The sequence below is a fragment of the Calidifontibacter terrae genome (genome assembly GCF_054778835.1).
Genome location: NZ_BAAGZF010000006.1, coordinates 559,649 through 585,023 on the forward strand (window position 1 = coordinate 559,649; position 25,375 = coordinate 585,023).

At 67.1% G+C, this 25,375-nt stretch carries 23 protein-coding genes; 13 read left to right on the forward strand and 10 right to left on the reverse strand.

All coding sequences use genetic code 11. The features are described from left to right. The first annotated feature begins 95 nt into the window (after window positions 1–95). Together ACYU98_RS10825 and mctP are read left to right on the forward strand one after the other, a co-directional pair. The gene (locus tag ACYU98_RS10825; RefSeq protein WP_460468215.1) at window positions 96–422 is read left to right on the forward strand and encodes a DUF3311 domain-containing protein; all 327 of its coding nucleotides are present in this window, start codon (window positions 96–98) and stop codon (window positions 420–422) included. After that, on the forward strand, window positions 419–2,140 hold the full coding sequence (gene mctP, locus ACYU98_RS10830; protein WP_460468216.1) for a monocarboxylate uptake permease MctP: 1,722 nt from the start codon (window positions 419–421) through the stop codon (window positions 2,138–2,140). Before ACYU98_RS10825 ends, mctP begins: the two co-directional genes overlap by 4 nt. A 70-nt stretch (window positions 2,141–2,210) precedes the next feature. Here the strand turns inward: mctP and ACYU98_RS10835 are convergent, their stop codons facing one another. Then, window positions 2,211–2,285, reverse strand: coding sequence for a 50S ribosomal protein bL37 (locus ACYU98_RS10835; protein WP_369798754.1), 75 nt, complete (start codon window positions 2,283–2,285; stop codon window positions 2,211–2,213). A 291-nt stretch (window positions 2,286–2,576) separates the two neighbouring features. Here ACYU98_RS10835 and ACYU98_RS10840 point away from each other — a divergent pair, with 291 nt between their 5' ends. Beyond that, a complete protein-coding gene (locus ACYU98_RS10840; RefSeq protein WP_460468217.1) occupies window positions 2,577–3,848 on the forward strand; it encodes a hypothetical protein in 1,272 nt (423 codons plus the stop codon). After that, the gene (locus ACYU98_RS10845; protein ID WP_460468218.1) at window positions 3,845–5,149 is read left to right on the forward strand and encodes an HD domain-containing phosphohydrolase; all 1,305 of its coding nucleotides are present in this window, start codon (window positions 3,845–3,847) and stop codon (window positions 5,147–5,149) included. The genes ACYU98_RS10840 and ACYU98_RS10845 overlap by 4 nt, the downstream gene beginning before the upstream one ends. Here ACYU98_RS10845 and rsrA read toward each other — a convergent pair. From rsrA to ACYU98_RS10865, 4 genes are all read right to left on the reverse strand, one after another. After that, a complete protein-coding gene (gene rsrA, locus ACYU98_RS10850; protein WP_460468219.1) occupies window positions 5,118–5,390 on the reverse strand; it encodes a mycothiol system anti-sigma-R factor in 273 nt (90 codons plus the stop codon). The two genes, ACYU98_RS10845 and rsrA, sit on opposite strands and share 32 nt — an antisense overlap. Continuing rightward, on the reverse strand, window positions 5,387–6,067 hold the full coding sequence (locus ACYU98_RS10855) for a sigma-70 family RNA polymerase sigma factor (RefSeq protein ID WP_460468220.1): 681 nt from the start codon (window positions 6,065–6,067) through the stop codon (window positions 5,387–5,389). The genes rsrA and ACYU98_RS10855 overlap by 4 nt, the downstream gene beginning before the upstream one ends. Window positions 6,068–6,213: 146 nt before the next feature. Continuing rightward, window positions 6,214–6,855: an alpha/beta hydrolase family protein gene (locus ACYU98_RS10860; RefSeq protein ID WP_460468221.1), complete on the reverse strand. Its 642-nt coding sequence runs from the start codon at window positions 6,853–6,855 to the stop codon at window positions 6,214–6,216. Then, on the reverse strand, window positions 6,852–7,685 hold the full coding sequence (locus tag ACYU98_RS10865; protein WP_460468222.1) for an SOS response-associated peptidase: 834 nt from the start codon (window positions 7,683–7,685) through the stop codon (window positions 6,852–6,854). Before ACYU98_RS10865 ends, ACYU98_RS10860 begins: the two co-directional genes overlap by 4 nt. Before the next feature lie 61 nt (window positions 7,686–7,746). Here ACYU98_RS10865 and aroA point away from each other — a divergent pair, with 61 nt between their 5' ends. The 4 genes from aroA (at window position 7,747) to ACYU98_RS10885 (ending at window position 12,762) form a co-directional block, all read left to right on the forward strand. Then, window positions 7,747–9,045, forward strand: coding sequence for a 3-phosphoshikimate 1-carboxyvinyltransferase (gene aroA / locus ACYU98_RS10870; RefSeq protein ID WP_460468223.1), 1,299 nt, complete (start codon window positions 7,747–7,749; stop codon window positions 9,043–9,045). A 7-nt stretch (window positions 9,046–9,052) separates the two neighbouring features. Then, window positions 9,053–10,069, forward strand: coding sequence for a ribosome small subunit-dependent GTPase A (rsgA, locus tag ACYU98_RS10875; RefSeq protein ID WP_460468224.1), 1,017 nt, complete (start codon window positions 9,053–9,055; stop codon window positions 10,067–10,069). 2 nt (window positions 10,070–10,071) lie between these two features. After that, window positions 10,072–11,859, forward strand: coding sequence for an FUSC family protein (locus tag ACYU98_RS10880; protein WP_460468225.1), 1,788 nt, complete (start codon window positions 10,072–10,074; stop codon window positions 11,857–11,859). A 78-nt stretch (window positions 11,860–11,937) separates the two neighbouring features. Then, window positions 11,938–12,762, forward strand: coding sequence for an inositol monophosphatase family protein (locus ACYU98_RS10885; RefSeq protein ID WP_460468226.1), 825 nt, complete (start codon window positions 11,938–11,940; stop codon window positions 12,760–12,762). On the opposite strand, the gene ACYU98_RS10890 is transcribed toward ACYU98_RS10885, so the two are convergent. Next, window positions 12,721–14,076: a M16 family metallopeptidase gene (locus tag ACYU98_RS10890; RefSeq protein ID WP_460468227.1), complete on the reverse strand. Its 1,356-nt coding sequence runs from the start codon at window positions 14,074–14,076 to the stop codon at window positions 12,721–12,723. The genes ACYU98_RS10885 and ACYU98_RS10890 overlap by 42 nt on opposite strands. Continuing rightward, a complete protein-coding gene (locus ACYU98_RS10895; protein WP_460468228.1) occupies window positions 14,073–15,347 on the reverse strand; it encodes a M16 family metallopeptidase in 1,275 nt (424 codons plus the stop codon). The genes ACYU98_RS10890 and ACYU98_RS10895 overlap by 4 nt, the downstream gene beginning before the upstream one ends. Before the next feature lie 159 nt (window positions 15,348–15,506). Between ACYU98_RS10895 and ACYU98_RS10900 the strand changes: the two genes are divergently transcribed. From ACYU98_RS10900 to ACYU98_RS10915, 4 genes are all read left to right on the forward strand, one after another. Next, window positions 15,507–16,628, forward strand: coding sequence for an FHA domain-containing protein (locus ACYU98_RS10900; protein ID WP_460468229.1), 1,122 nt, complete (start codon window positions 15,507–15,509; stop codon window positions 16,626–16,628). Window positions 16,629–16,671: 43 nt separating this feature from the next. Beyond that, window positions 16,672–19,281: an FHA domain-containing protein gene (locus ACYU98_RS10905; RefSeq protein ID WP_460468230.1), complete on the forward strand. Its 2,610-nt coding sequence runs from the start codon at window positions 16,672–16,674 to the stop codon at window positions 19,279–19,281. Between the two features lie 61 nt (window positions 19,282–19,342). Further along, window positions 19,343–19,822, forward strand: a complete 480-nt coding sequence (gene smpB, locus ACYU98_RS10910; RefSeq protein ID WP_460468231.1) for an SsrA-binding protein SmpB — start codon at window positions 19,343–19,345, stop codon at window positions 19,820–19,822. Between the two features lie 6 nt (window positions 19,823–19,828). Beyond that, the gene (locus ACYU98_RS10915) at window positions 19,829–21,028 is read left to right on the forward strand and encodes a PQQ-dependent sugar dehydrogenase (RefSeq protein WP_460468232.1); all 1,200 of its coding nucleotides are present in this window, start codon (window positions 19,829–19,831) and stop codon (window positions 21,026–21,028) included. Window positions 21,029–21,043: 15 nt separating this feature from the next. Here ACYU98_RS10915 and ACYU98_RS10920 read toward each other — a convergent pair whose 3' ends face one another. The 3 genes from ACYU98_RS10920 to ftsE all read right to left on the reverse strand — a co-directional run bounded on the left by ACYU98_RS10920 (window position 21,044) and on the right by ftsE (window position 24,024). Further along, complete coding sequence (locus ACYU98_RS10920; protein WP_460468233.1) at window positions 21,044–22,312, reverse strand: peptidoglycan DD-metalloendopeptidase family protein; 1,269 nt, start codon at window positions 22,310–22,312, stop codon at window positions 21,044–21,046. Window positions 22,313–22,373: 61 nt separating this feature from the next. Then, complete coding sequence (gene ftsX, locus ACYU98_RS10925; protein ID WP_460468234.1) at window positions 22,374–23,297, reverse strand: permease-like cell division protein FtsX; 924 nt, start codon at window positions 23,295–23,297, stop codon at window positions 22,374–22,376. Window positions 23,298–23,301: 4 nt separating this feature from the next. After that, a complete protein-coding gene (gene ftsE, locus ACYU98_RS10930) occupies window positions 23,302–24,024 on the reverse strand; it encodes a cell division ATP-binding protein FtsE (protein ID WP_460468235.1) in 723 nt (240 codons plus the stop codon). A gap of 231 nt (window positions 24,025–24,255) precedes the next feature. On the opposite strand from ftsE, the gene ACYU98_RS10935 reads away from it, so the two are divergent. Further along, the gene (locus ACYU98_RS10935; protein WP_460468236.1) at window positions 24,256–25,287 is read left to right on the forward strand and encodes a hypothetical protein; all 1,032 of its coding nucleotides are present in this window, start codon (window positions 24,256–24,258) and stop codon (window positions 25,285–25,287) included. Window positions 25,288–25,375: the final 88 nt, after the last annotated feature.

Here is a 25,375-nt window from a genome sequence, read left to right on the forward strand (position 1 = left end):
GAACATCCCCCGAATGTCGTTGTGATGCAGGTCACCCGGTCGTAGCCTGCCGCGCGGGCCGAAACCACTCGACCCGCACTCATGGAAGGACCGTCGTGACATCTATCGACGATGCCGACCAGGCACCACCTGCCAATAAGGGCCTGCTGGTCCTGGCCGGGGTGTTGCTGGTCATCCCCTGTCTCGCCCTTGTCCCCGTCGGCTGGTACGCCAGCGCCGACGCCCCTCACGCTCATGACATCGCGGGTTGGCCGCTGTTCATCTGGTATCAGATGTTGATGGTGCCCGTCACCGCCATCTTCACCGTGGCTGCCTACATCGTGATGAAAAAGGCGCGACCCCACGTTCCCGTAGGGGTTTCCCCGGCTGGCCGTCACTCAGCCCACCAAGACCTCGACCCGAAAGCCGGTGATGAGGCATGAACAGCCTGGCCTACGCAGCAAATCCGTCGACCCCGAACACCGGTGTCAACGGCGTCGCGCTGACCATCCTTATCGTCATCTTCCTGGCCGTCGCCGTGATGGGCTTCCTGGCCACCGGCTGGCGCAAGGCCGAGTCGATGGACTCCCTGGACGAATGGGGCCTGGGTGGTCGCAGCTTCGGCACGTGGATCACCTGGTTCCTGCTCGGCGGTGACCTTTACACCGCCTACACCTTCATCGCGGTGCCTGCCGCGATGTTCTCGCTCGGCGCGGTCAGCGGCTTCTTCGCGGTGCCGTACACGATCGTGGCCTACCCGATCATCTTCTTCTTCATGTCTCGCTTGTGGTCCGTCAGCCACCGCCACGGCTACGTCACCTCGGCAGACTTCGTACGCGGTCGCTACGGCTCGCGCGGCTTGTCGCTGGCGATCGCGGTGACCGGATTCGTCGCGACGATGCCCTACATCGCCTTGCAGCTGGTCGGCATCCAGGCAGTGTTGGAGGTGGCCGGTGTCGGCGGTTCGGGCAACTGGTTGTCGCGCGACCTGCCGCTGCTGATCGCGTTCGCTGTGCTCGCGGCCTACACCTACACCAGCGGTCTGCGCGCGCCCGCGATCATCGCGTTCGTCAAGGACCTGCTGATCTACCTGGTGATCATCGTGGCGATCATCTACCTGCCCAGCAAGGTCGGCGGCTGGACCCACATCTTCGATGCGGCCCAGCAAAAGATGTCCAGCCCGAACCCGAAGACGGGCAAGCCGACCGGCGCGTTCGTGCCCGGGCCGAAGCAGCAGTGGGCCTACGTCACGCTCGCGTTCGGTTCGGCCATGGCGCTGTTCATGTATCCGCACTCGATCACCGCAGTGCTCTCCTCGAAGAGCCGCACCACGATTCGGCGCAACGCGGCGATCCTGCCGGCGTATTCGTTCGTGCTCGCCCTGCTGGCCCTGCTCGGATGGGTCGCGATCGCGGCTGGCACCAAGCCGGTCGGCCTCGACGGCAAACCGAACCCGCAGCTGGTCGTTCCGCAGCTGATTGAGGACCAGTTCCCCAGCTGGTTCACCGGCGTCGCCTTCGCGGCGATCGCGGTGGGCGCGTTGGTTCCCGCAGCGATCATGTCGATCGCGGCGGCCAACACGTTCACTCGCAACATTTACAAGGAGTGGATCAAGCCCGACGCAACGGTCGAGCAGGAGGCCAAGGTCTCCAAGGTGGTGTCGCTGCTGGTGAAGCTGTTCGCGCTGATCTTCGTCTTCTCGATGGACAAGCAGAACGCGATCAACCTGCAGTTGCTGGGTGGTATCTGGATCCTGCAGACCTTCCCAGCGATTGTCATCGGGCTCTACACCCGCTGGCTGCACCGCTGGGCGGTGCTCGCCGGTTGGGCCGCAGGCATGATCTACGGCACCTGGAAGGCCTACGGCGTGGTCAGCCCGGCCACCAAGCACTTCGGTGGTTCGCTCGCTGCCATTCCGGGGATCAAGGACATGGGCTACATCGCCTTCACCGCGTTCGTACTCAACGTGGTGGTTTCGGTGGTGCTCACCGTGATCCTGCGGGCGGCGAAGGTGCCGGCGGGACGCGACGAAACAGTCACGATGGACTATTTCGCCGACGAGGACGACCCGCGCGTGCAGGCGTACGACCCGGATCCGTTCGATCCGATCGAAGGCGGGGACAACCCACCTACGGGACGCCACGCGGCCGGACACGCGTAGTCAGCATCCGTACGGCATGACAAAAGGGGCGGTGCCAATTGGCACCGCCCCTTTTTGGTCTCACGCTGGCTCAGGCGTTCGGCTTCTTGCCGTGGTTCGCACCCTTGCCCTTGCGCGAGCGACGCTTGCGTGCGCGCTTGCTCATGGCTGTCTCCTCACTGACGCTCCACCGAATCTGGTCCGGCAAACTGCGCCATCATCCCACACCCGCGCGACCAGTCGCGACTCGTGGTGTTCGCTCACCACGTGCGGGACCCACGTGATGGCATACTGCGAGTGTTCACACGCCCCGTGTGTGGACCATTTCTCAGAAAGTGACCAACATGGACGTGCTTGAGGAGTTGATGGCCGCTCTGTTGAGCGGCTCCGGTTCCGGCGTCACGTCGGCGTCGCAAATCGGTGGCTGGCGGCCGCCGGGCGGAGGCTGACAGACCGGATGTCCGAGCCGGGAGATGCCCCGACTTTGACCGGCGCCGTTCCGACAACCGTGGTTGTCGGAACGGCGTTGGTCATTGCTGTGGCTATGTGCGGCGCAAACGGCATCGGACTGCACCGGCCGATGGAGCTCGCCGCCCTCGCCCTTCTTGGGTGGGCGTCGGAGTCAGGCTCCTCGCTAGTACAACGGCTTTCTTCGTTCAGTCTGACGTCTACGATCGTCGGCGTCGCGGTGGTCTTGTGTGGCCCACTGGGGGCGTGCGTCGTCGGGGTCGTTGCTGCCGCGTTCAATCTGTCCAGCTTCACCTGGGTCGCACGAATCTTCAACACCGTGATGTCAGGGTGGATTGGCCTTGCCGGGGGTTTGGCGTTCCACTGGCTAACGCCACACAGTCCGTTAGCCGCGAGCGCTGGTCAGATGCGTACCTTTGCAGCGCCGTTCGTGGTCGCTTGCTTGTCGATGTTCCTCACGAACGCCCTGCTCCTCGGGTTGATCATTCACGCGACGACAGCCGTTTCCGTTCAGCGCACGATGCGCGACTTCACCCGCCACTCCGCCCCCCTCTACTCCATCGGGGCGCTGATCGCCTACCTCACCGTCGTCCTCTGGCTCGGCGCCGACCTGAGCTACTTCACCATCCTGGTGATGGCTCCCCCGCTGCTGCTGGCCCAGCGCACCTTCGCCGCGATCGCCGCAGAGGCCTCGACTGAGGACGAGATCGTCGACGCACTCGTTGCGGCGATGACGCTCAACCGCCCGGGTGCTTCGGCCCACAGCGCGTTGGTGCGGATCATCGCCCAAGAACTCGGCAACGTCGCCGGTCTCGCCGAGGGGCGGGCGCGCGCGGTTGACCGGGCCGCCTCCCTGCACCACCTCGGCCTGGTCACGGCCGAAGCTCACGAATCCTCGACCATGTCACCCGCGGCCGCATCCCGCGGCGCTCGGGTCGTTGACCAGGTGGCCTTCCTCTCCTCGGCCCGTGACCTGATCGCGGCGCAATCCGGCGCCGCTGCAATTCATGACCAAGCCGCTCTGGGGGTGCTCGCCACCGCCGACGCACTGGCTGACGAACTCGAGCGGATTGCCGCCGACCACCCGCTGGAACTGCGGGACTTCCAAGCAGCCGTACGCCGGGTCGGCACCAACGATTCGCTTGATCCGGCCGCCCGTGTCGCCCTCGGACACGCCTCCCGCAGCCCGTGGGCTCGCTGGCTGCTTGCCTGGACCGGCGAGCACAGCCTCAGCCGGCAACACGCGGAGATGTCGCCGTGAGCGCCACCCGCGACCGACGTTGGGCGACCACCGCGGGGATCTGGGCGCTGGTATCGATTGCCGTCGCCGGCTCTCTGGTTGCGGTGTTGCATTCCGGGTCCATCACCGAGGCGCTCGACTGGCGCCTGGGCCTCCTGATTTTGAGCATCGCGGGAGCAGTGCCGTTGCGGATGCTCACCCCCGCTGGGCGCGAGCTTGCCCCCGTTGCCCAATCGATCATGCTGGCCACCGCAGCGACCCCGGTGGCCACCTCACACTCCGTCACGTTCGGCACCGCACTCATCGTCTTGGCTGTCGTCGGCGGCAGCATCGGCGGGCTTGGCTTGTCGGCGTTGCTGCGGCGCCCATGGCGTGACGCCAGCATCCTGGGGAGCCATATCCTCGGAGCCCTGGTCACGGCAGTCATCTTTCGGTTCGTCCCGTTGATCGACGGTGCCACCGGGTTGCAAGCCACCGCCGACTGGCACCATGCCGGGTGGCGCACTGGCGCGGTGATCACGGCATGCTGCGCCGTCGGTTTGGTGATCGACCTGGTGCTCCAGATCCTGATGACGGCCCCACCGCACCTCGTGCGCGCCGCGGGCGAGAATCTGGTGCTCCGTACGGCTCCGTTCTGGACCGCGGTGCTCGGCACCTCAGCCGCGATCACCCTCGGGTTCGTGCCTCTCGACCTGTGGTCGGTGCCGATCATGGCGTCACCGCTGGTGTTGCTACGCACCGCCGTACACCGTCGGATCGTTGTCGCGGAGACCCGCGATCAGGGCGTACGCGCGCTGTCCCGCATGCCGGAGATCAGCGACTACGTGCCGACCGGCCACGCGCAACGGGTCCGCGAGCTGTGCGATCTCGTCGGTGAGCAACTGCTCAGCAGCGAGAGCGAACGCAAGAACCTGCTCGACGCGGCCCTGCTGCACGACCTCGGACAACTGGGTCTTCCCCATCCGCTGCCCGGCGGCGCGACGTTGGAAGCGGCCCCGGTTGATCAAGGCGCCATTGCCGCTGCCGGCGCCTCGGTCGTGGCCGGCATCGGTCCGCTGACTGGCGCTGCCAGGGTCGTCGCGGCGCAGTCAACGCCGTTCCGCAACGTGCGCGAATTGGGCCATCAGGTTCCGATCACGGCCCGCATCCTGAAGGTCTGCAATGCCTACGACGAACTGACCGGCGGTCGCCCAGAACGGCGGGCAGCGGCGCTGGAGCGACTGCAACTCGGGATGGGCTACGAGTACGACCCCGATGTGGTGGACCTGCTGACCCACCTCACCGAACGACTCAGCGGTCGGGTTGGATCTCGATGGTCGTGACCTGGATGCTGATGCGCGCCATGATCTGTGTGCGCAGCGCAACCGGCGCGCTCTCGCACTGACACGAGCGTCGGATCAACGCCTTCATCAGCGCGTCGCGCTGGTAGGCGTCGAGGCAAGGCGGGCAGTCGGCAAGGTGTTCCTTGAGCTGCTCGCACTGCTGCACGGAAAGCTCACCGTCGAGGTATTCCTCGAGGTGCGCCAGATAGCTGTTGCAGTCGGCGTCTTTGTCGAACATCATGCGTCGTCACCACCGGTGATGAAACCGCGGTCACGGGCGTAGTCGGTCAGCCGCTCGCGCAGCATCCGACGGCCGCGGTGCAGGCGGGACATGACGGTGCCGATCGGGGTGTCCATGATTTCCGCGATCTCCTTGTAGGAGAAGCCCTCGACGTCTGCGAAGTAGACCGCGAGGCGGAAGTCCTCCGGGATGTCCTGCAGGGCGCGCTTGACGTCGCTGTCGGGCAGGTGGTCAAGAGCCTCCGCCTCGGCCGACTTCAGCCCGGTGGAGCTGTGGGCCTCCGCGCGGGCGAGCTGGTAGTCCTCGATCTCCGCAGCATCGGACTGCAACGGCTGCCGCTGCTTCTTGCGGTAGTCGTTGATGTAGGTGTTGGTCAGGATGCGGTAGAGCCACGCCTTGAGGTTGGTGCCGGGCTTGTATTGGTGGAACGCGGCATACGCCTTGGCGAAGGTCTCCTGAACAAGGTCCTCAGCGTCGGAAGGGTTGCGTGTGGTGCGCAACGCGGCGCTGTAGAGCTGGTCGAGGTAGGGCATCGCGTCTCGCTCGAAGCGGGAGAGGCGGTCCTGAGTGGTCTCGGTGGCGACATCAACGGCATTGCCGGTGGCGTCGCGCGTCTCGAAGCTGCGGTCCTCGTCGCCGGCGGGGGCCGTGGTGGTTACGGAGCGATCCTGAGTCATCACCTTCCAGCCTAGACCGGATGACTGACGTTCCGCCTCCCGCGGGTAGGCGGGACCGGTTTCAGGGGTGTGCTCGGGTGCATACGGTGCAGCCAACAATTGCCTCTCCTTCAGCGCTCGTCGATGCAGTTCAACAGGCGCGCCGGTCACTTCATTCCGGACAACCACTCGCGTACGGCGGTGACTACCTCGAGCGGATGCGCCGGGAAGGAATGGGTGCCACGACAGCCCACGACACGAGCCCGCGGACCCAACTGCGCGCGTACGGCGGCCGGACTCCCGAACGGATCGCTCTCCCCCTGCACCACCAACAGCGGCCGACCCGCGTCGAGCACCAGCATCGCCTCCGGCGCACGGGTTTTCTCCGGCGGTTTGCCGGGCGGACGTAACGGGAACGACAGCGCCAGCACCGCATCGGCACCAACTGCGGCAGCGGTACGACAAGCCACTCGCGCGCCCGCCGATCGGCCACCGACGACCAGCGGGCCCACCACCACGTCGGCCAAGTCGGCCAGGATCGGCAGCCACGCTTTGTCCAGGCTCGCCGGTGGTGACGCGACTCGTTTGCCGGCGACCCGCCAGGGCATCTCTACCCGCACATAACGCCAGCCGTCGTCGACCATCGCCGCGAGCGCCACCAGGTCGGAGGCCTCGATGCCGCCACCGGCGCCGTGGGTAAGAACGAGGGTGCCGATGGGCTGATCTGGCCCGACGATGTGGGCCCGCGCCGGACCTCCGGGGGTGTCGATCTCGCGGATCTCTGCGTGTTGCTCCTTGGCGTCGATCATTCGCCGATCACCTCGCCGGTGCTCGGATCGACGACGCCGCGCAACTGCGCGGGGTCGATCGGCAAGGTCAACTGCTCGCCGTTGTTGCGGCCAGCACCCACCGCCGCGGAGACCGGCCACCCGACAAAGCGGCCGTCACCCGGCGGCGCGAGCAGGGCCCGTACCTCGTCTGGGTCTTGCATCCGCGGGTCGAGCCAGGCGGCGAAGTCGGCACGCTCCAGCACCACCGGCTGCCGATCGTGGATGCGGTCAAGCCCCGGTTCGGCGGCCGTGGTGATGATGGCGTACGTCGTGAGCCACGCATCGGGATCGTCGTCGGCCCGGCTGCGATCCCGCCAGAACTCGTAGACGCCGGCGAACGCGCAGAGCCCGCCGTCATCGCGGCGGATGAAGAAATGCTGCTTGCGTGGCTTTCCCTTCGCGTCGCGGACGGTCGGACTCTGCTGCCACTCGTACCATCCATCGGCCGGAACAAGGCACCGCCGACTCACCGCCGCCTTCGCGAACGCCCCCTTGTCGAGCAGCGTCTCCGCGCGGGCATTGATCATCCGCAGCCCCACCTTGGTGTCCTTCGACCACGACGGAACGAGCCCCCAGGTGAGCAGTCGCAGCTGGCGGGTTGGCTCGGCGTCCGGTTGATCGCGCGGCGCCCGGCTGAGCACCACCGGCGCTTGCTTGGTCGGCGCGACATTCCAATCGGGCGCTCCGGCCGGCGGATCTTGCGGGTTCACCAGCACTGACCGGGCGTGTTCGGCCAGCCGGTCCTCCTCGACCTCGAACTCGTCGCGGAGATCATCCGGACTGAAACTCGCCGCGTAACGACCACACATGCTCTGACCCTAGGAGGCTACGCACCGCGGTGGTCGGCGTCGACCACTACCGTAGGCATCGATGGAATCTCACAGTCCGACCGGCGACTGGCCGGCGCCCACAGCCCAGAGCCCGCTCGACGCCACCGTGCTGGTGCCCGGGTCCAAGAGCCTGACCAACCGCTATGCGGTGCTGGCGGCTCTTGCCAGCGACACCTCCCGGCTGACCCGTCCACTGGTGTCACGCGACACCACCCTGATGGCGGGTGCGCTGCGGTCGTTGGGGACAGTGGTTGAGCAGGAGCAGGTCGATGGCGAGCCGAGTTGGCTGGTCGAACCTGCCGCGCTGCGCGGACCGGCTGACGTCGACTGCGGACTGGCAGGCACCGTCATGCGCTTTGTCCCGCCAGTTGCTGCCCTGGCCACCGGTGACGTCCGGTTCGACGGCGACGCCCACGCCCGCAACCGCCCGATGGCTCCTGTGCTGCAGGGATTGCGCGACCTAGGGGCCGACATCAGCAGCGACGGCAGCGACGCGCTCCCCTTCACCGTTCACGGCAAGGGCGGCATTCGCGGCGGCAAGGTGCTCCTGGATGCATCAAGCTCCTCGCAGTTCGTGTCTGCCCTGCTGTTGGCCGGCGCTCGATTCGAGCAGGGTGTCACCGTCGTTCACGACGGCAAGCCGCTCCCGTCACTGCCCCATATCGCGATGACCGTCGAGGTCCTGCGCGACTCCGGCGTGGTGGTCGACGACGGCGACGTGAACACCTGGCGGGTCGAACCGTCGGAAATCTCTGCCCTTGAAGTTGAGGTCGAACCCGACCTTTCGAATGCGGCGCCCTTCCTGGCTGCGGCGCTGGTGGTGGGTGGCAGCACCCGCGTCCCGGGATGGCCGCAGACCACCACCCAGCCGGGCGATGCGCTGCGCGACATTCTCGACATGGTCGGCGCCGACGTACGCCTCGATCGCGGAGGGCTCACCGTGAGCGGAACCGGCGAACTCGGTGGCGTCGACCTTGACCTGCACGACGTTGGCGAGCTGACCCCGGTGGTGGCGGCATTGGCGGCGTTGGCCGACTCCCCGAGCCGGCTGCGCGGCATCGCCCACCTGCGCTTCCACGAAACTGATCGCCTCGCGGCGCTCGCCACCGAGCTCAACGCGCTGGGCGGCAACGTCGTTGAGACCGAGGACGGGCTGCGCATCACCCCCGCGCCGCTGCATGCCGGAACCTTCCACACCTACGGCGACCACCGGATGGTGATGGCGGCTGCCGTCATCGGTCTCCGCGTTCCTGGCGTCATTGTCGAGGATGTCGCCACCGTCGCCAAGACCCTGCCCGAGTTCACCGCGCTGTGGCGCCGGATGCTCGACAACGGGTGATTGAGACATGGGCGGCAGCAAATATGAGGACGATGACTCCCGGATCGGGGTACGCCCGAACAAGCGCGGCTCCCGTCCCCGCACCAAGGATCGCCCCAGTCACAACGACGCGGTGATCGGTCAGGTCACCGGGGTCGACCGCGGCCGCTGGACCTGCTTGGTGGGCGAACAGCCGGTGATCGCGATGCGGGCGCGCGAACTGCGCCGCAGTCCGGTGGTCGTCGGCGACCGCGTCGGCCTGGTGGGCGACACCTCCGGCGTGGCGGGCAGCCTGGCCCGGATCGTACGCATCGAGCCGCGCACCACTTTCCTACGCCGAACAGCCGACGACACCGACCCGGTGGAGCGGGTCCTGGTGGCCAATGCCGATCGGCTCGCCATCGTGACGGCCCTGGCCGACCCGCAGCCGCGCACCCGGATGGTCGATCGTTGTCTGGTGGCCTGCTACGACGCGGGCATGAGTCCCCTCTTGGTGCTCACCAAGGCCGACCTGGCCGACCCGGCGCCCTTCCTGGCCAACTACGCCGGTCTGGATCTCGATCACGTCGTCACCTTCGTACGACCCGACGGCAGCATCGAGGGTCTCGACGACCTCGCCGCGGCGATCACCGACCACAGCACGGTCTTGGTCGGTCACTCCGGTGTCGGCAAATCGACGCTGGTGAACCAATTGGTGCCGGGCACCACGCGCAGCGTCGGCCACGTCAACGCGGTCACCGGTCGAGGTCGCCACACCTCCACTTCTGCGGTGGCCCTCGAACTTCCCGACGGTGGATGGGTGATCGACACCCCTGGCGTGCGCTCCTTCGGGCTGGCCCACGTCGACCCGAACTCGTTCATCGGTCACTTCCCCGACCTCGCCGCCGGCACCGACGACTGCCCCCGTGGTTGCACGCACGACGAACCCGAATGCGCCCTCGATGCTTGGGTCGCCGACGGTCACGCAGGCCCGTCGGGCGCCGCCCGATTGGAGTCCCTGCGTCGGCTGCTGCGATCCCGCGCCGGGGTCATCGACGAGGACTGACCGTGGATCTGGGCAGATCCGCCATTGGCGACCAGCTGACGACCTTCACCGAGATCAAGTCGTCCCCGGGCCGGTGGAAAGCTGCCCTGCGCGCCACGATCATGACCGCGATCACCGTGGTGGTCGTGGGGCTCATCTTCGGCAAAAGCCTTGCACTGCTAGGCATCACCGGCTCGTTCATCGGCAACTCCGTGCCCAACCGGCCCTGGCGTTCCCGGCTGCAGATCCTGGCCTGGATGGACGCCGTCTACCTGGTTGGGTGTGGGCTGGCAGTGCTCGTCGGCAACGAGCCGGTTCTGCTGTCGTTGCTGCTGACGACGATCGCCATAGTCACGGTTCTCGGCTACAACGCGGTCGTCGCCGACCCGCCCGGCCCCATCTTCCTGATCATCGGCCCGGCGATCGCCTCCTATCTGTCGACGCGCGGGGTGGCGCGGTGGGACGTGCTCGGGGTCTCGGCCTTGGGCTGCATCGTCGGCTGCACGATAAGCCTGCTGCTCCATCCCCGAACCAAGGAGACGGCCGAGGAAAAGGCGGTCGAGACTGCGGCCGAGAAGGTCAAGGAACTCGACCGGATCTACGCCGACGACCACTCCCCGTTGATCGACCGGGCCACGCAACGCGACGCCGCCTACGCCGCAGTGCTGAGCGCGAGCATGACGCTGGAGAACGCAGCGGGCCGCAATCCGCGACGCCGCGAGTGGCGCAGCCTGCTGCTCGAACTACGCCGACTGCACTTCTCGATCATTTCCCGTATCGCCTCGGACTCGATGCCTGGCGCGGTGGTCGAGGTCGAGTCCATGGCGCAGCGCCGCTACCTCGGCACTCCCCCCGTTTCTTATCTGGTGCGCTGGGGGCTGTCGCCGCGATCCCTGCCCTGGCTGGCGGCCCGACGGATCGGGATCGCGATCGCGCTGACCTGCATCACGTCGTACGGCCTGCGCCTGCACCACCCGTTCTGGGCGGTGATGACCACCGCGCTAGTGATGTCGATGGGCGCCGATCGGCTCTCGCTGACCCACCGAGCTCTCCACCGCATGATCGGCACACTCGCTGGTGTCGTCGCCTTCGCAGGTCTGCACGCGCTCGATCCATCGCTCAACGCGGTGTTCGTCATCGCGATCGCGCTGGTGTTCATGGTGCAGTGGACGGTGGTGCGCAACTACGCGCTTGGCGCCTTCTTCGTCACGCCGATGGCGCTGCTGGTCACCAGCAGCAACGGCTCCGCCTTGTCGCTGGGCCAATTGGTGCAGGAACGCGTGGTCGACACGCTGATCGGCGTCGCGGTGTCGGTGATCGTGATGTGGGTGACGGACCGGCGGGCCCCCATTGCCCTCGTACGCAGGCAGTTTCGGCGCACGCTCCGGGCCAACGCTCGCGTGCTGGAACTGATCGCGCGCGACGAACACACGGGACCGGAGGGTTTCCGGGCGCGGCGCGACCTGGCCTACGAACAACTGCAGGCCGGCCACATTCTGCGGATCGCCCAGCAGGACAAGAACCGGCTGCTGGGCAATTGGTCGGCCGTCGAGGCGGTCGTGAACGCGATGTCCTACACGGTTCTTGCGGCGTGTTGGATCCGCAACCCGAACAAACATGTCAACGCCGCCGCGATGGCCACCGCGCTGCGCGGGTTGATCACCGATCTTCCGCCGGTCAGCACCTCGTTGGTCGATGCGTCGCAGCTCGCCGCCGATCTGGAACAGGTGTTGATCGTCGGTGTCCCCCGCATTCCGCTGCCTCCGTTGGAACCGGACCCCCTGATCGAGCGAGCGCCAGCCACGGACTGAGACGGCTACCACCTCGCCGCCAATCCTGCAGGGGCGAACCTGCGGGGCCCTTCCCCCCTCTGCCGCTACGGTGCGGGAGTGACTTACGCCGACGACGTCCGAATCGCCCATGTCATCGCCGACGCTGTCGAGCCGACCACGATGGGCCGGTTTCAGGCCGCCGATCTGGTGGTGGAGACCAAACCCGACCTCACTCCGGTCAGCGACGCCGACTTCACCGCGGAAGACATCATCCGTGGCCAGTTGAAGCGGGCGCGCCCCCGCGACGCGGTGCAGGGTGAGGAACGCGGTTTAGAGGGCAGCAGCCCACGCCGCTGGATCGTCGATCCGATCGATGGAACCAAGAATTTCGTACGCGGGTTGCCAGTCTGGGCGACCCTCATCGCGCTGGTCGACGACGGGGTCCCGGTCGTCGGCCTGGTCGCCGCGCCCGCCCTCGGTCGCCGCTGGTGGGCCGGTCAGGGCACCGGCGCGTGGACCGGACGAAACTTGTCCGGCGCCCGACGGATCTCGGTGTCGAAGGTGTCTCGCATTGAAGACGCCTCGCTGTCCTACGCGAATGTGCGCGACTGGGACGCGCGCGGCAAGCGCGCCGAAATGGTGCAACTGATGGACGACGTGTGGCGCAGCCGCGCCTATGGCGACTTCTGGTCCCACGTGCTGGTCGCGGAGGGCGCCGTCGACATCGCGCCCGAACCGGAGCTCGCGGTGCACGACATGGCTGCGCTCGCCCCGATCGTGACCGAGGCCGGCGGCAGGTTCACCGGCCTCGACGGCCAACCCGGTTGCTGGAGCGGAAACGCGTTGAGCAGCAACGGACTTCTGCACGACGAGGTTCTCGCCCGACTGGGCGAGGTGACGTCACAGGACGGTCAGGTCGCCCAACCCCAGCGCCGCGACTGAGTCCGCGTGGGCGGACGCGTCGCCGACCAACACGATCGTGCGCGGCTCGCTCGACCACTGACGCCACGCCTCGTCAACCTGCTCGACTTCGACCGTACGAAGGGCCGCGAGGTAGTCGGTGACGAAGCCGGTGTCGAGCCCGGCGAACTGCAGGGCTGCGGCCTCGTCGGCCACCTGATCGGCGGTCGCATAGCGGGCCGGCGCGGTCATCGACAGGAAGTCGACGCCTTCCTTGACCTCCTGGGCGGTGAAGCCCTCGTTGGCCTTCGCGAAGATCTCGGTCAGGTCTGACAGGGCCGCCGCGGTGGCGTCGCCGCGCACCGAACCGGAGACCACGAACTGCCCGAACTCCGAGCGCGGGCGGAAGCTGCCCCGCATTCCGTAGGTGTAGCCCTTCTCCTCACGCAGGACCCGGTCGATACGGGCGTGCGGCGTTCCACCGACGACGTAGGACAACACCGGTTGGGGAGCCCACTGGGCGCCATCGACTCGCGCCGGGCCGACCCAGCCCAGATGCAGTTCGGTCTGCACCGAACCGGGGCGGTCGACGAACACGACCCGGCCGCGTTCGGCGGACGGGACGTCCTGGCCCGCGGTGGTGGGAACCGGTCGCGGACTTTCGACCTTCCAGCTGCCGAAGTTGCTCTCGAGCGCCTCGATCGTGCGCTGGGCGTCAACGTCGCCGGCCACGACCAGGTAGGCGCCATCGGGACGGATCCACTGGCGGTGGAACTCGACCAGATCCTCCCGGGTCAGGGCAGCGACGTTCTCACGCGATCCGCTCAGCGGCCGGGCGGATCGGGATTCCGGCGTGTAGAACGTGCGGACGAACTCCAGCGTTGCTCGATACCCAGGGTCCGCCAGATCGTGATCGATCTGCGAAAGCCGTTGCGCCCGATGGCGATTGACCTCCGACTCCGGGAATGCTGGCTCCGCGAGACATTCGCGGGCGAGCTCCCAGGCCCGGTCAGCGTTGCGCGCCGTGGCTTCCAGATCGACCCAGATGCCGTGCACCGAGACTCCGGCCTGCAGACCGATACCGCCGCGCTCGAAGAGCTCGGCCATCTCATCGGCGGTGTGGGTGCTGGTGCCTTCGTCCATCGTTCGCGAGACCAGCGTCGCCACGCCCTCGCGGCCGGCCGGCTCCGCCGACATCGGCACCGGCAGGTTCAACCGGGTGGACGTGACGTGTTGCCCCGGCAGTTCGAAGATCGCGACCCGGAGCCCGTTGCTGAGTGTGTGGTCGTGGTGGGCCGGGAACGACCAGGCGGGGGCAGGTCGTACGGAGGGGCGGGTCAAGGTTGCGTCGCTCATGCGGGGTCTCCGTTCCGGTGGACCACGGCCACGCGGGACCGCGGGTCGAGCCACTGCCCGGCGAACGCCGAGATCTCCTGGGGGCTGATGTCGCGGGCTTCGTCGAGGTAGCGGTTGAGGTAGTCCGGGTCGTCGTAGAGGCAGGCGTAGTGGGCGATGGTGTCGGCCCGCTCGTCATGGTTGGCCAGCGCCTGCAGCCATCCGCGCTCGAGATCGGCGAACATCGCTTCCATTTCAGCCTCGTCCGGCGGCTCCTGAGCGAGGCGCTGCAACTCTTCGCAGATCACCGCCTCGACCTCGGCGATGTCGTGTTCTTCCGCCGGTTCGGCGATCAGCATCCCGAGCGAGACGCCGTCTGCCAGACCCATCACCGACCGGGAGATCGACGTCGCGATCTCCTCGACCCGGACGGCCCGGCGATAGAGACGCGAGATCGCTAGTCCGGCCAATACGTCAAAGGCGGCCTCGGCGACCATGAAGTCACGGGTGTGGTCCGGCGGCAGCCGGAAGGCGATGTAGAGCCGGTCGTCGGGCACATCGCCGGTGCGTTCGAAGCGGACCGGCTCGGTCAACGGCGGCAGCGGATCACTCAGCGGGGTCGGCGCAACGTCGACCCGCGGCAGATCGCCGAAGTACTTCTGCGCCAGAGCCACGCCGTCATCGGCCGTGACATCGCCGACCAGGGTCAGCACCGTGTTGTTCGGGCCGTAGTGGCGCCGGAAAAAGTCGTGAACGTCCTCCAGCGTCGCCGCGTCGAGATCGGCCATCGAGCCGATCGTCGAGTGGTGATAGGGGTGCGTCTCGGGGAAAAGATGGGCGTAGACGTCATCGAGCGCGTGACCGTACGGGCGGTTGTCGTAGCGCTGCTGCTTCTCCTCCTTGACCACTGCACGCTGGTTGTCCAAGCAGGTCTGGTTGATCGCATCGAGCAGGTGACCGTGGCGGTCCGCCTCCATCCAGAGCGCCAACTCCAGCACTCCGCTAGGCACCGTCTCGAAGTAGTTCGTGCGGTCGAACCAGGTGGTCGCGTTCAGGCGTGCGCCGTGAGCCATCAACACCTGCATGTGTTCGCCTTCGGCGACGTTGCGTGAGCCCTGGAACATGAGGTGCTCGAACAGGTGGGCCAACCCCGTACGGCCGGGGCGTTCGTGGCGCGAGCCAACACCGACCCACAGGTTCACGGCAACGATCGGCACGCTCGGGTCTGGGCTGACCACGACGCGCAAGCCGTTGGGCAGCGTGTGGTCGTGGATCGGGAAGTCCGTCGACATGGGCGCAACACTACGTCGGCACCCTTGTGCTTCTGTCGCGACCTTCTGCCGACGAAGTGGCAGGTCAGCGCGTGCCGCCCGGTAACCTGATGGCGGTTCGGAGGGCCTGATCGGGAGCTCCGGGCAACCATGCACCGCCTCGATGACGTCGGAGACCTGATGAGCAACGAAAACGATCCTCGGTACACCCACCCGCAAGGGGCCTCCCCCGCACAGATCGTGTGGCACTCCGACGCGCCCGCCACGACGCCGGCCTGGCAGGGGCCCGGTGCGTTCTCCGCCGAGCCGGCAGCCGCTGAACCCGCTGCTCCGCAGCCACCCGCGTCGTCGCTGTCGACCGCATGGGCAACCTCCTCAACCGATGACTCGTCCGCGAGTGCTCCCGACGCGCCCGCGCAGTGGGCCCCGTCCGCCCCGGCTGCCGCGTCGACGTCGCCGGCCGCACCCGAGGCGGCGCGGCCCACCGACGATGTCGCTGCGCCAGCTGCGCCGCAGGATCCCTGGGTCAAGCCCGGCGCTGCCGACACCGCCGAGGAGGTCCACCGCGACTGGACCGACCGCAACGGTGACCTGGCCCCTTCGACGCAGACGTCGCAGCAGAACGCCCCGGCGCCGCACACCGCATCGCCCTACGCCGAGCCGCAGCAACAGAACGCGCCGTCGCCGTACGCCGACCAGGATCGCAACGCGCCCGCCACCTCGTGGTCTGACGAGGGCAACTCCGGCTCCTCGTGGGCCGACCGGCAGGCGCCTGCCGCCCCGGCCGCACCTCCGGCGCCTTACGCCGGCGGGCCTGCCGGAGCTCCGGCGCAGGGCAGCCAGTCCTCGACGGCGTACGACCCCTACGCCCGCCCGCGCGAGGAGACCATCGCCCCGGCGCAGGGTGGCCAGGACCCGCAGGGTGCCCAGGACGCGTGGGCCGCCCACCACGCGCAGAACGCCGACTCACCGATGGCCGAGGACCCGGCGCAGGGTGACGCCATTCCCGCACCGCCGCAGAACGACGCACCGTCGTCGGCCGAGCCGGCCTCCGACGAGGACGCGCTGAGCATTGGCCGCGGGCGCGAGAACTCGATCGTGTTGGACGACATGTTGGTGTCCCGCAAACACATTCGGATCACCGCGGACGACCAGGGCCTGCTGCTGGAAGACCTCGGCAGCCGGAACGGCACCTACGTCAACGGCCAGCGAGTCGACCGCGCGCACCTCGAAGAGGGAGACCGCATCGGGGTCGGCGCGACGACCTTCGAGGTCCGCGATGGATGGCTCGTGACGATCTGAGCGCCGCTGACCGCACCCGCACGAGCACAAAGGGGGACGGGTCGTGAGCGACCTGCGTATTTCGTACGGCGAAAACCTGCGCCGCATTCAGAACAACGAGATCCTGACCATCGGCCGCGGCCGAGAGAACGACCTGATGATCACCGATGCCGGTGCGTCGCGGCGCCACGCGCAGTTGCACCGTCGGGGTGAGCAGATCGAGGTCTCCGATCTCGGTTCGTCGAACGGCACCTTCGTGGACGGGCGACGGATTTCCGGCCCGACGCTCGTGGGACCAGGCGGGCGGATCCAGCTCGGCGGACCCGACGCGATGCCGTTGGGTGTCGTCCTGCGCCAGGCGCCAACCGCTCCCGGCGGCAGCCCGGACCGTACGTCGAACCCGTCGTCCGCCACCGGCGCACCCTCCCGATCGGCCTCGGGCCCGCTCCCCCAGAAACGCGGTAGTGGTCCGAGCGGTCCACTGCCACAGGGGAACTCGACGAGCCGCCCGGCCTCCCAGCCGGTCGCTGCGGTGAACCGACAGACCAGTGGGCCACTGCCCCGCCGGCTTCCGGCCGCCGCGTCGGTGCCGCGCGTTCCCACCCACACCGGCGTCGTCTTCGACCGCTACGAGTTGGAACGAGCCATGCAACCGGTTGGTGCACCGAGCGGCAACACCGCACTCACCGGTGCCCGCCCGCAGCTGGTCCAGCAGCAAGGTCAGGCCGCCGCACCCTTCACCGTCGGTCGCGGCTTGGAGAACAAGGTCGTCGTCGACGACCTGCTGGTCTCTCGGCAACACGCGCGCCTATCGCCAGCCCCCGGCGGCTTCGAGGTCGTCGACCTCAGCTCCCGCAACGGGACCTACATCAACGGTCGTCGGATCGACCGCGGTCGCCTGGGCGAAGGCGACCTGCTCGCGGTCGGCCACTCCCGCTTCACGGTTCTGCATGGCGAACTAGTCGCCAGCATCGACGAAGGTGACGTCAACTTCGTCGCCAACCACCTGACCTTCCAGCTCGACAACGGCAAGAAGTTGCTCGACGACATCTCGTTTGCGCTCGAAGGTTCGAACCTGCTGGCGGTGATCGGCCCTTCCGGAGCCGGCAAGTCGACCCTGCTGAAGGCGCTGACCGGTTCGCAGCGCGCGACCACCGGCGAGGTCTACTACGACGGCCGAGACCTCTACGAGAACTTCGATGACCTACGCCACCGCATCGGCGTCGTCCCCCAGGACGATGTGGTGCACCGCCAGTTGACCGTCCGTCAGGCGCTGCGGTTCGCCGCGGAGCTGCGCTTCCCGGACGACCTCGACAAGCACCTGCGCGACCAACGGGTCGATGAGGTGATGGCCGAACTCGACCTCACCCCCCACGCCGGCACCCGCGTCGACAAGCTGTCCGGTGGCCAGCGCAAGCGCACCTCGGTGGCCCTGGAGTTGCTCACCCGCCCGTCCCTGCTCTTCCTGGACGAACCCACCTCAGGCCTTGACCCGGGTCTAGACAAACAGGTCATGCAGACGCTGCGCGGACTCGCCGACGGCGGCCGTACGGTCGTGGTCATCACCCATTCCGTCGCCAACCTCGGAGTCTGCGACAAGGTGCTCCTACTCGGCCCGGGCGGCAAGGTCGCCTACTTCGGCCCACCGGAGAAGCTGTTGCCCTTCTTCGGTCTCAGCGATCACGCCGATGTCTTCACCTCCGTTGCTCGCGACCCCGAGGGCGCGCAACAGCGATTCAAGGCCTCGCCGCTGGAAGCCGAACAGATCGAGGCGCCATTGCGCGCGCCCCGACCGGCTGCTCAGCCGCTGGAGAAACCCCCGCGCCAACAGTCGATCCCCTCTCAGTTGTCCACGCTCGCCCGTCGTCACCTGCGGGTGATCCTCGCCGACCGCGGATATGCGGCCTTCATGTTGCTGCTGCCGGTGGCCCTGGCGGTATTGGCAATGGTCGTTCCCGGCGAGAACGGGTTGGCCTTCCCGGCCCCCGGCGCGATCGTTCGGCTCAGCGAACCGATGACGCTGCTGGTCGTCGTCATCGTGGGAGCCCTGTTCATGGGCACCGCCGCGAGCGTGCGCGAACTGGTGGGCGAGCGCGCGATCTACCAACGGGAGAAGGCTGTCGGGCTCTCCCCCGCGGCCTACCTCTGGGGAAAGCTGACCATCTTCGGGCTGCTGACCCTGATCCAATCGGTCGTGCTGGTGTTGCTGGTCACCCTCGCCAAGAGCGGACCCACCGATGCGGTGCTGCTGGGATCGCCGACCACCGAACTGATCATCGGAACCTGGTTCACCTGCTTCGCCGCGGTGGCTCTCGGGCTTCTGATGTCGAGTTTCGTGTCGACCTCGGAGCAGGTGATGCCGCTGCTGGTGGTGTCGATCATGGCCCAGATGGTGTTGTGTGGCGGCTTGTTCGCCGTTGACGGGCGCCCCGGCCTGGAGCAGCTGAGCTGGTTCACGCCCGGACGTTGGGGCTATGCGGCCGCCGCCTCCGTCACCGACATGAAGGGCATGCTGCCCGACGACCCCCGCTATACCGCGTCGCGCTCGAGCGTTGCCGACCCGCTGTGGGATCACAACTTGCTCACCTGGCTGCTGGCGTTGGTGATGTTGCTGGTGTTGAGTGCCATTTTCGCGGCCATCACCCAGTGGCGTTTGGCGCGCAAGAACGACTGATCCCCCGACCGTTCGGAAATCCGCGAGCCGTCTTGTGTCGCGGCCCCGTATCCTGGACGGCATGCCCCGCGAGTCCGGCAAGAAGATCATTGCCAACAACAAAAAAGCGCGTCACGACTACTTCATTGAGGAGACGGTCGAGGCGGGCTTGGTTTTGATGGGCACCGAGGTCAAGAGCCTGCGGATGGGCCGGGCGAACCTCACCGACGGTTTCGCCAGCGAACGCAGTGGCGAGTTGTGGCTGGAGAACGTCCACATCCCCGAGTATCTCCAGGGCACCTGGACCAACCACTCGGCCAAGCGGCGCCGCAAGCTGCTGCTGCACCGCCACGAGATGGCCAAGCTGATCAGCAAGTCGCAGGAGTCCGGCCAGACGCTCATCCCGCTCTCGCTCTATTTCCTCGACGGTCGAGCCAAGGTCGAAATCGGCCTCGCCCGCGGTAAGAAGCTCCACGACAAGCGCGAGACGCTCCGCGAGAAGCAGGACAACCGGGAGGCGGCGCGCGCAGTGTCGGACTCCTTCAAGCGCGGACGCCGCTAGGCCACCATGCGCGGCGGGCAGGTCACCGGATGGGTGCTGCTCGCCGGGCTTGTCGCTGGCTGCTCGACCCCGACTGCCATCGAAAAAACCACCTCCGCCACCTCAACACCGCTCATGTCCTCAGCTGCCGACACCGGCACCCCACACCTTCAGGTCACCGAGGTGGTCCGCGGCCTCGACAATCCGTGGGACATCGCCTTCCTGCCCGACCGGAGCATGCTGGTCAGCGAACGCTCGGGGCGGCTGCGGATCGTGCCCGCCGGTTCTGGAACAGCCCACACCGTGCGCGCCGATCTGAGCGAGGTTCGCGCGCGCGGCGAAGGCGGCCTGATGGGACTGATCCTCTCCCCCGACTTCACCACCAGCCGGGAGTTTTTGACCTGCCAGACCTGGCAGGGTGGCGCAGCGGCCGGCGACATTCGTGTCGTACGTTGGCGGTTGGCCGCCGACGGCTCGTCGGCCACTGTGGATCGCCCGTTACTGACCGGAATCCCGTTGTCCGACAGCGGCCGTCACTCTGGTTGCCGCCTGCTCATCGGCCCCGACGGAGCCCTTTATGTCGGAACAGGCGACACCGCCTCGGCGCGGGTCCCACAGGACCTCACCAGCCTCGGCGGGAAGATTCTGCGGCTCAATGCCCTCACCGGCGAACCGATGCCCGACAACCCGTACGCCACCGCTGCCAACCACAACGAGCGCTACGTGTGGTCCTACGGCCACCGCAACGTGCAGGGGCTGACGACGTGGCAGGGCAAGGTCGTCTCCGCCGAACACGGACCAGACAACAACGACGAGGTGAACCTCGACGGCCGCGGGATCAACTTCGGCTGGGATCCCTCGCGCGGCAGCAGCCGGCGGGACTACGACGAATCGGTCTCGATGACCGACCTGACCCGCTTCCCGCAGGCCCGCTCCGCGCTCTGGTCATCGGGCAGCACCACACAGGCGATCTGCGCGATCACAACCCTGCAGGGCGCCGCCTGGGGTCGCTGGAACGGCGCGTTCGTGGTCACCGCATTGAAGGGCGCGAAGTTGCTGCTGCTGACGCCCGGCCCGGACGGTCGACCCACCCGAGTCGAAGTGCCGCCACAGACCAACGGCCCGTACGGTCGCTTGCGCGCCGCGCGCCAAGGCCCCGACGGGGCTCTGTATGTCTCGACCAGCAACGGCAGCGACGACGCAATCTTGCGGATCAGTCCGAACTGACCAATCGAGTCGTGGTCAGCCGATCCAGTTGCGCGGGTTGATCGGCACACCGTCTTGCATGACGGTCCAGTGCAGGTGGCAGCCGGTCGACCGACCGGTGGTGCCGGAGTAGCCGATCAACTGGCCCTTGGAGACGTGGCCGCCGCGCACCACGAACCGGCTGAGGTGTTCGTACATCGTGGCGAGGTTGGTGCCGTGGACGAATCCGTGGTCGATGGTGACGTAGTTGCCGGCCGCGTCATTGAACGCGACGTCGACGACGTCGCCGGCCGCCGCCGCGCGTACGGGGGTGCCGCAGGCGTAGGGGAAGTCGACCCCGGCGTGCAACCGCATCACGTGATCCACCGGGTTCATGCGCATCCCGAACTCCGACACGATCGAACTCGGCGACATGGGCGGGGTGAAGTAGCCGTTGCCGCTCGAACTCAGCGCCCGCGGGGTGCCACCAGCGGGCATCGCCATGTTCGCCTTCTTCGCCGCCTTCGCCCGCGCGGCCGCGCGAGCCTTCAGGATGCCGACGATTCGGGCTTGGTTGGTCTTCTCGGTGGTGAGCGTCTTCAGGTCGGCGGTCTGCTGGGTCGCCAGCGTCGCCTTCTGCTCGGTTTGGGTCTTCTGCAGCGCCACCAGCCGATTGCGGGCTGTCGTTGCGTCCGTACGGGCCGTCGTCGCCGTCGTGACCGCCGACTTGGCCTGCACGCTGAGCGTGTTGACCCGGGTGGTGGCCGCGTTCAACCGGCTGATCGTCGCCTTCTTGCTCGCCTGCTGCCCGGACAACGAGGTCAGGACCCCGCTCTGCTGCCGCATGACAATGTCAGCGAGCGACATCGTCGAACTCGGGTCCTGCTGACCGATCAGGATCTGCAGGGTGAGATCGAATTTGCCCAGCCCACCGGTCATGTAGCTCTGGCGGGCGATGCCACCGACCAGCGCGGTCGTGTTCTTCTCCGAGGTCTGAATCGAGCTCAACTCACGCCGACTCTTGCCCTCCGAACTCTGGGCGATCTTGAGCTGGGAGTTGACGCTCTTGAGGTGGTTCTGCGCCGTGGTGAGCGCTGCCTCCTTGGTGTGCAACGTGGCTGTCGCCGTCGTGACCTTGGCGTTCGTCGCGGTCAGGTTCGCCGACGCGGTAGCCAGCGCCGCACTCGTCGAGTCGTAGTCGTGCTGGGCCTTGAGGACCTTGGCATCGGCGGTCTTCTTGTCGTTATTGGCATCGCTGACCAGCGCATGGGCGGTGCCAGAGAAGAACATCAGACACACCGCGCCGGCAGCGACGCCGCGCGTCACCGTTCGTCGATCCGCGCCGACCCCGAAAGACCTACCTGACAATCGCAGCATCATCGTCTCCTCAGACCCGGACCTGCCGCCGCAGGCTGAACCACGACACGATCATCGACAACACAGCCGCCCCCAGCAGCAGCCAGGGCGCGATCGCAACCACGTCGGAGGTGCCGATGAGGGAAATGACGTCACCGTTCCCCCCGGAACCGTTGAACAGGTCAGATACGCCGTATTGAACCACCGCCCAAAGGATCCCAACGGCCAAACCGGCTCCGACGACCGCGGCGAGCACGGTCTCGACTATGAACGGCAGATAGATCACGGTGGCGGTGGCTCCGACCAACCGCATGATTTCGACTTGCCGTCGGCGCGAGAAGGCAACCTGGCGCACAGTGGTGCTGATCAACAGGATGGAACAGACCACCATCAGCCCGGCGAGGGACACCGCGGCGACGCTCAGAACGTTCAGCAGCTTGAAGAAGGTGTCGAGCACCTTGCGTTGGTCGCTGATCGCCTCCACCCCTGGTGATCCGTCGATCGCCGCGACCACCTCGTCGTAGCGGTTCGGGTCGGCCAGTTTCACCCGGAACGAGGCGGGCATGGAACTGGCGGAGATGTCCGAGAGATACGGACTGTTCTTGAACTGGGTCTTGAACCGGCTGAACGCTTGGTCAGGGCTCTCGTAATAGACGCGCTCCACCAGCGGACTCATGCTCTCCAGGTCGTGCTTGACCTGCGCGGTCTGCGCGGCGGTTGCCGCGCCGCTCGAACACGAAGCCGCTGCTGCCGAGTCCTTGGTGCAGAGGAAGACCGAGACCTCGACCTTGTCGTACCAAAAACCCTTGGCAAGCGTCACCTGCTTCTGGGCGAGCAGGCCGAGGCCGAGGAAGAACATCGAGACCATCGTCACCAGGATGACCGAAACGATCATCGACAGGTTGCGGCGCACGCCGCCGACAATCTCGCTGAGCAGGAACCGAATTCGTGTCATTGGCTCAGTCGACCTTCCGCCCGCGCGGGGCGTCGGGGTCGGCGGCGGCGATGTAGCCGGCCAGGGATTCGTCGCGCAGCAACTCGCCCGAGCGCAGCTCGATGACGCGTTTGCGGAATGTGTCGACGATCCGCTGGTCGTGGGTGGCCATCACCACGGTGGTGCCGGACTTGTTGATGCGATCGAGCACCTTGACGATCTCCGTGCTGGTGTCGGGGTCGAGGTTTCCGGTGGGTTCGTCGGCCAGCAGGATCTGCGGCTTCTTCACCATCGCCCGGGCGATCGCGACTCGCTGCTGCTCGCCGCCGGAGAGTTCATGCGGGCGACGTGAGGCGAGATGGTCGATGCCAACGAGTTCGAGGATCTCCGGCACCATCTGCCGGATCCGGTGGCGGCGGGTGCCGAGCACCTCAAGGGCGAACGCAACGTTCTGCCCGACCGACTTGCCTTCCAACAACCGGAAGTCCTGAAAGACAACACCGATGTCACGTCGCAGCGCGGGGACCTGCCGGTTCGGCAGCTCGTTCAGGTTGTGGCCAGCGACTCGCACGCTGCCGCTGCTGGCTTCCAGCTGCCGGGTGACCAGCTGCAGCATGGTCGACTTCCCGGAACCGGAGGTTCCGATGAGGAAGACGAAGTCGCCGCGTTCGACGTCGAGCGTGATGTCGCGCAGCGCCGGGCTCTGATGACCCGGATAACGCTTGCTGACGCTGTCGAAGGTGATCATCGGATCGCGCTGCTGCCTGCCTGTCGGGAGTCGGTCCGCACCCCCGCGAAGGGTTGCGACGTCACGGTACGGCGAGCGCTTGCCGGGTTCATGGCGGCACGCCGAACACCGCTGGAATTTCAGGGTTTTCCCGATACATGGGGACTTGTCCCCATTCCCACGCCCGGTCAGCGCACCTAACGTCCTGGTCGTGCCTGGGGATATGCCCGGGCCTAACTCGGAGGAACCCTCATGAACCGCATGTTGACCACTCTTGCTGCCACCGCCACTCTCGCCGCCGGCGTGGGAGCCACCACTGCCGCGGCCGGTGCCGCGAACGCGGCACCACCGACGTACGGAACGGGTTGGACGGCCGTCATCCACCACGCCCACGCCTGGAACGACAATCAGGGCACGCTGCGGATGGTGAGTGCGACCGGGTCGAGCGTGACCATCGGCGCGGTGTCCGACGACGCGTCGCTGCAGGATGTGTCGGGCGATGGCAAGCAGATCACCACGGTGCGTTGGGTTGGCGGCTCGGACAACCAGAGCACTCACTTCGCGTTCTGGGATACCGCGACGTCGACGGCAAGGTTCCTGCACCTTCCGGGCCTCTGGCACTCGAACTACACCTCGGGCGGCAACATGCTGACCTGGCGCGATTCTGACGGTCTGGCGTATCTGCGCAACTCCAGCGGGACCGCGACGCGGGTCCTGCACGTCGGCAAGGATGCGGCGCTCTCGGTGAGCAGCGACGGATCCAAGTTCGTCGAGCGCCAGGGAAAGGGGATGGTCGTTCGTGCGACCGCGGACGGGCGACTGCTGCGCACGGTGCCCAGCATCACCGGGTTCAACTGCTCCCCCGGCGTCCAGTGGGATGCCTCGTCCTTCACCGCATCGTGTGAAACCGCCGCTCAACTCGAGACAGTCCGGGTCTATCGCGTCGGATACACCTCCAGCGTTCCGACAAGTGCGTTGTCTGACGACGGTATTAACGGCGTGCTGGCGACGAACCCGCGGGTCGGAAGGTTGGCGGCCGGTGCTGGGCCCAGCGCGTTGTTCTCGGTGACACCGACCAGCCACAAGCCGCTTGCCGGAGCGCCCCTGGGTGAACTGAGCGGCGGCTACGCCAACTGGGCGTTCCTCGCGATCCCGGTCGGCGATCTGACAACTGGCCAGAGCCGGCTGATCAAATACAACACCGTCACCGGCAACTACTCGACGCTCGCCGGCGGGTTCCGCGGCGGAGTCATCACCCAGACCCAGACCATCGACGGGCACTAAGCCGATATCGACGGGCACTGCGCCCGTTGATCTCGAAAACGACGAGCCGGTGTGGCATCAGGGGGTCACATCGGCTCGTCGTGGTTTC

What these genes read in the sequence shown, in the direction of transcription:
- mctP (WP_460468216.1), top strand. Translation starts at nt 419, where the DNA reads ATGAACAGCCTGGCCTACGCAGCAAATCCGTCGACCCCGAACACCGGT.
- ACYU98_RS10840 (WP_460468217.1), top strand. Translation starts at nt 2,577, where the DNA reads ATGTCCGAGCCGGGAGATGCCCCGACTTTGACCGGCGCCGTTCCGACA.
- rsrA (WP_460468219.1), bottom strand. Translation starts at nt 5,390, where the DNA reads ATGATGTTCGACAAAGACGCCGACTGCAACAGCTATCTGGCGCACCTC.
- ACYU98_RS10855 (WP_460468220.1), bottom strand. Translation starts at nt 6,067, where the DNA reads ATGACTCAGGATCGCTCCGTAACCACCACGGCCCCCGCCGGCGACGAG.
- ACYU98_RS10860 (WP_460468221.1), bottom strand. Translation starts at nt 6,855, where the DNA reads ATGATCGACGCCAAGGAGCAACACGCAGAGATCCGCGAGATCGACACC.
- ACYU98_RS10865 (WP_460468222.1), bottom strand. Translation starts at nt 7,685, where the DNA reads ATGTGTGGTCGTTACGCGGCGAGTTTCAGTCCGGATGATCTCCGCGAC.
- aroA (WP_460468223.1), top strand. Translation starts at nt 7,747, where the DNA reads ATGGAATCTCACAGTCCGACCGGCGACTGGCCGGCGCCCACAGCCCAG.
- rsgA (WP_460468224.1), top strand. Translation starts at nt 9,053, where the DNA reads ATGGGCGGCAGCAAATATGAGGACGATGACTCCCGGATCGGGGTACGC.
- ACYU98_RS10890 (WP_460468227.1), bottom strand. Translation starts at nt 14,076, where the DNA reads ATGAGCGACGCAACCTTGACCCGCCCCTCCGTACGACCTGCCCCCGCC.
- ACYU98_RS10895 (WP_460468228.1), bottom strand. Translation starts at nt 15,347, where the DNA reads ATGTCGACGGACTTCCCGATCCACGACCACACGCTGCCCAACGGCTTG.
- ACYU98_RS10900 (WP_460468229.1), top strand. Translation starts at nt 15,507, where the DNA reads ATGAGCAACGAAAACGATCCTCGGTACACCCACCCGCAAGGGGCCTCC.
- smpB (WP_460468231.1), top strand. Translation starts at nt 19,343, where the DNA reads ATGCCCCGCGAGTCCGGCAAGAAGATCATTGCCAACAACAAAAAAGCG.
- ACYU98_RS10915 (WP_460468232.1), top strand. Translation starts at nt 19,829, where the DNA reads ATGCGCGGCGGGCAGGTCACCGGATGGGTGCTGCTCGCCGGGCTTGTC.
- ftsX (WP_460468234.1), bottom strand. Translation starts at nt 23,297, where the DNA reads ATGACACGAATTCGGTTCCTGCTCAGCGAGATTGTCGGCGGCGTGCGC.
- ftsE (WP_460468235.1), bottom strand. Translation starts at nt 24,024, where the DNA reads ATGATCACCTTCGACAGCGTCAGCAAGCGTTATCCGGGTCATCAGAGC.
- ACYU98_RS10935 (WP_460468236.1), top strand. Translation starts at nt 24,256, where the DNA reads ATGAACCGCATGTTGACCACTCTTGCTGCCACCGCCACTCTCGCCGCC.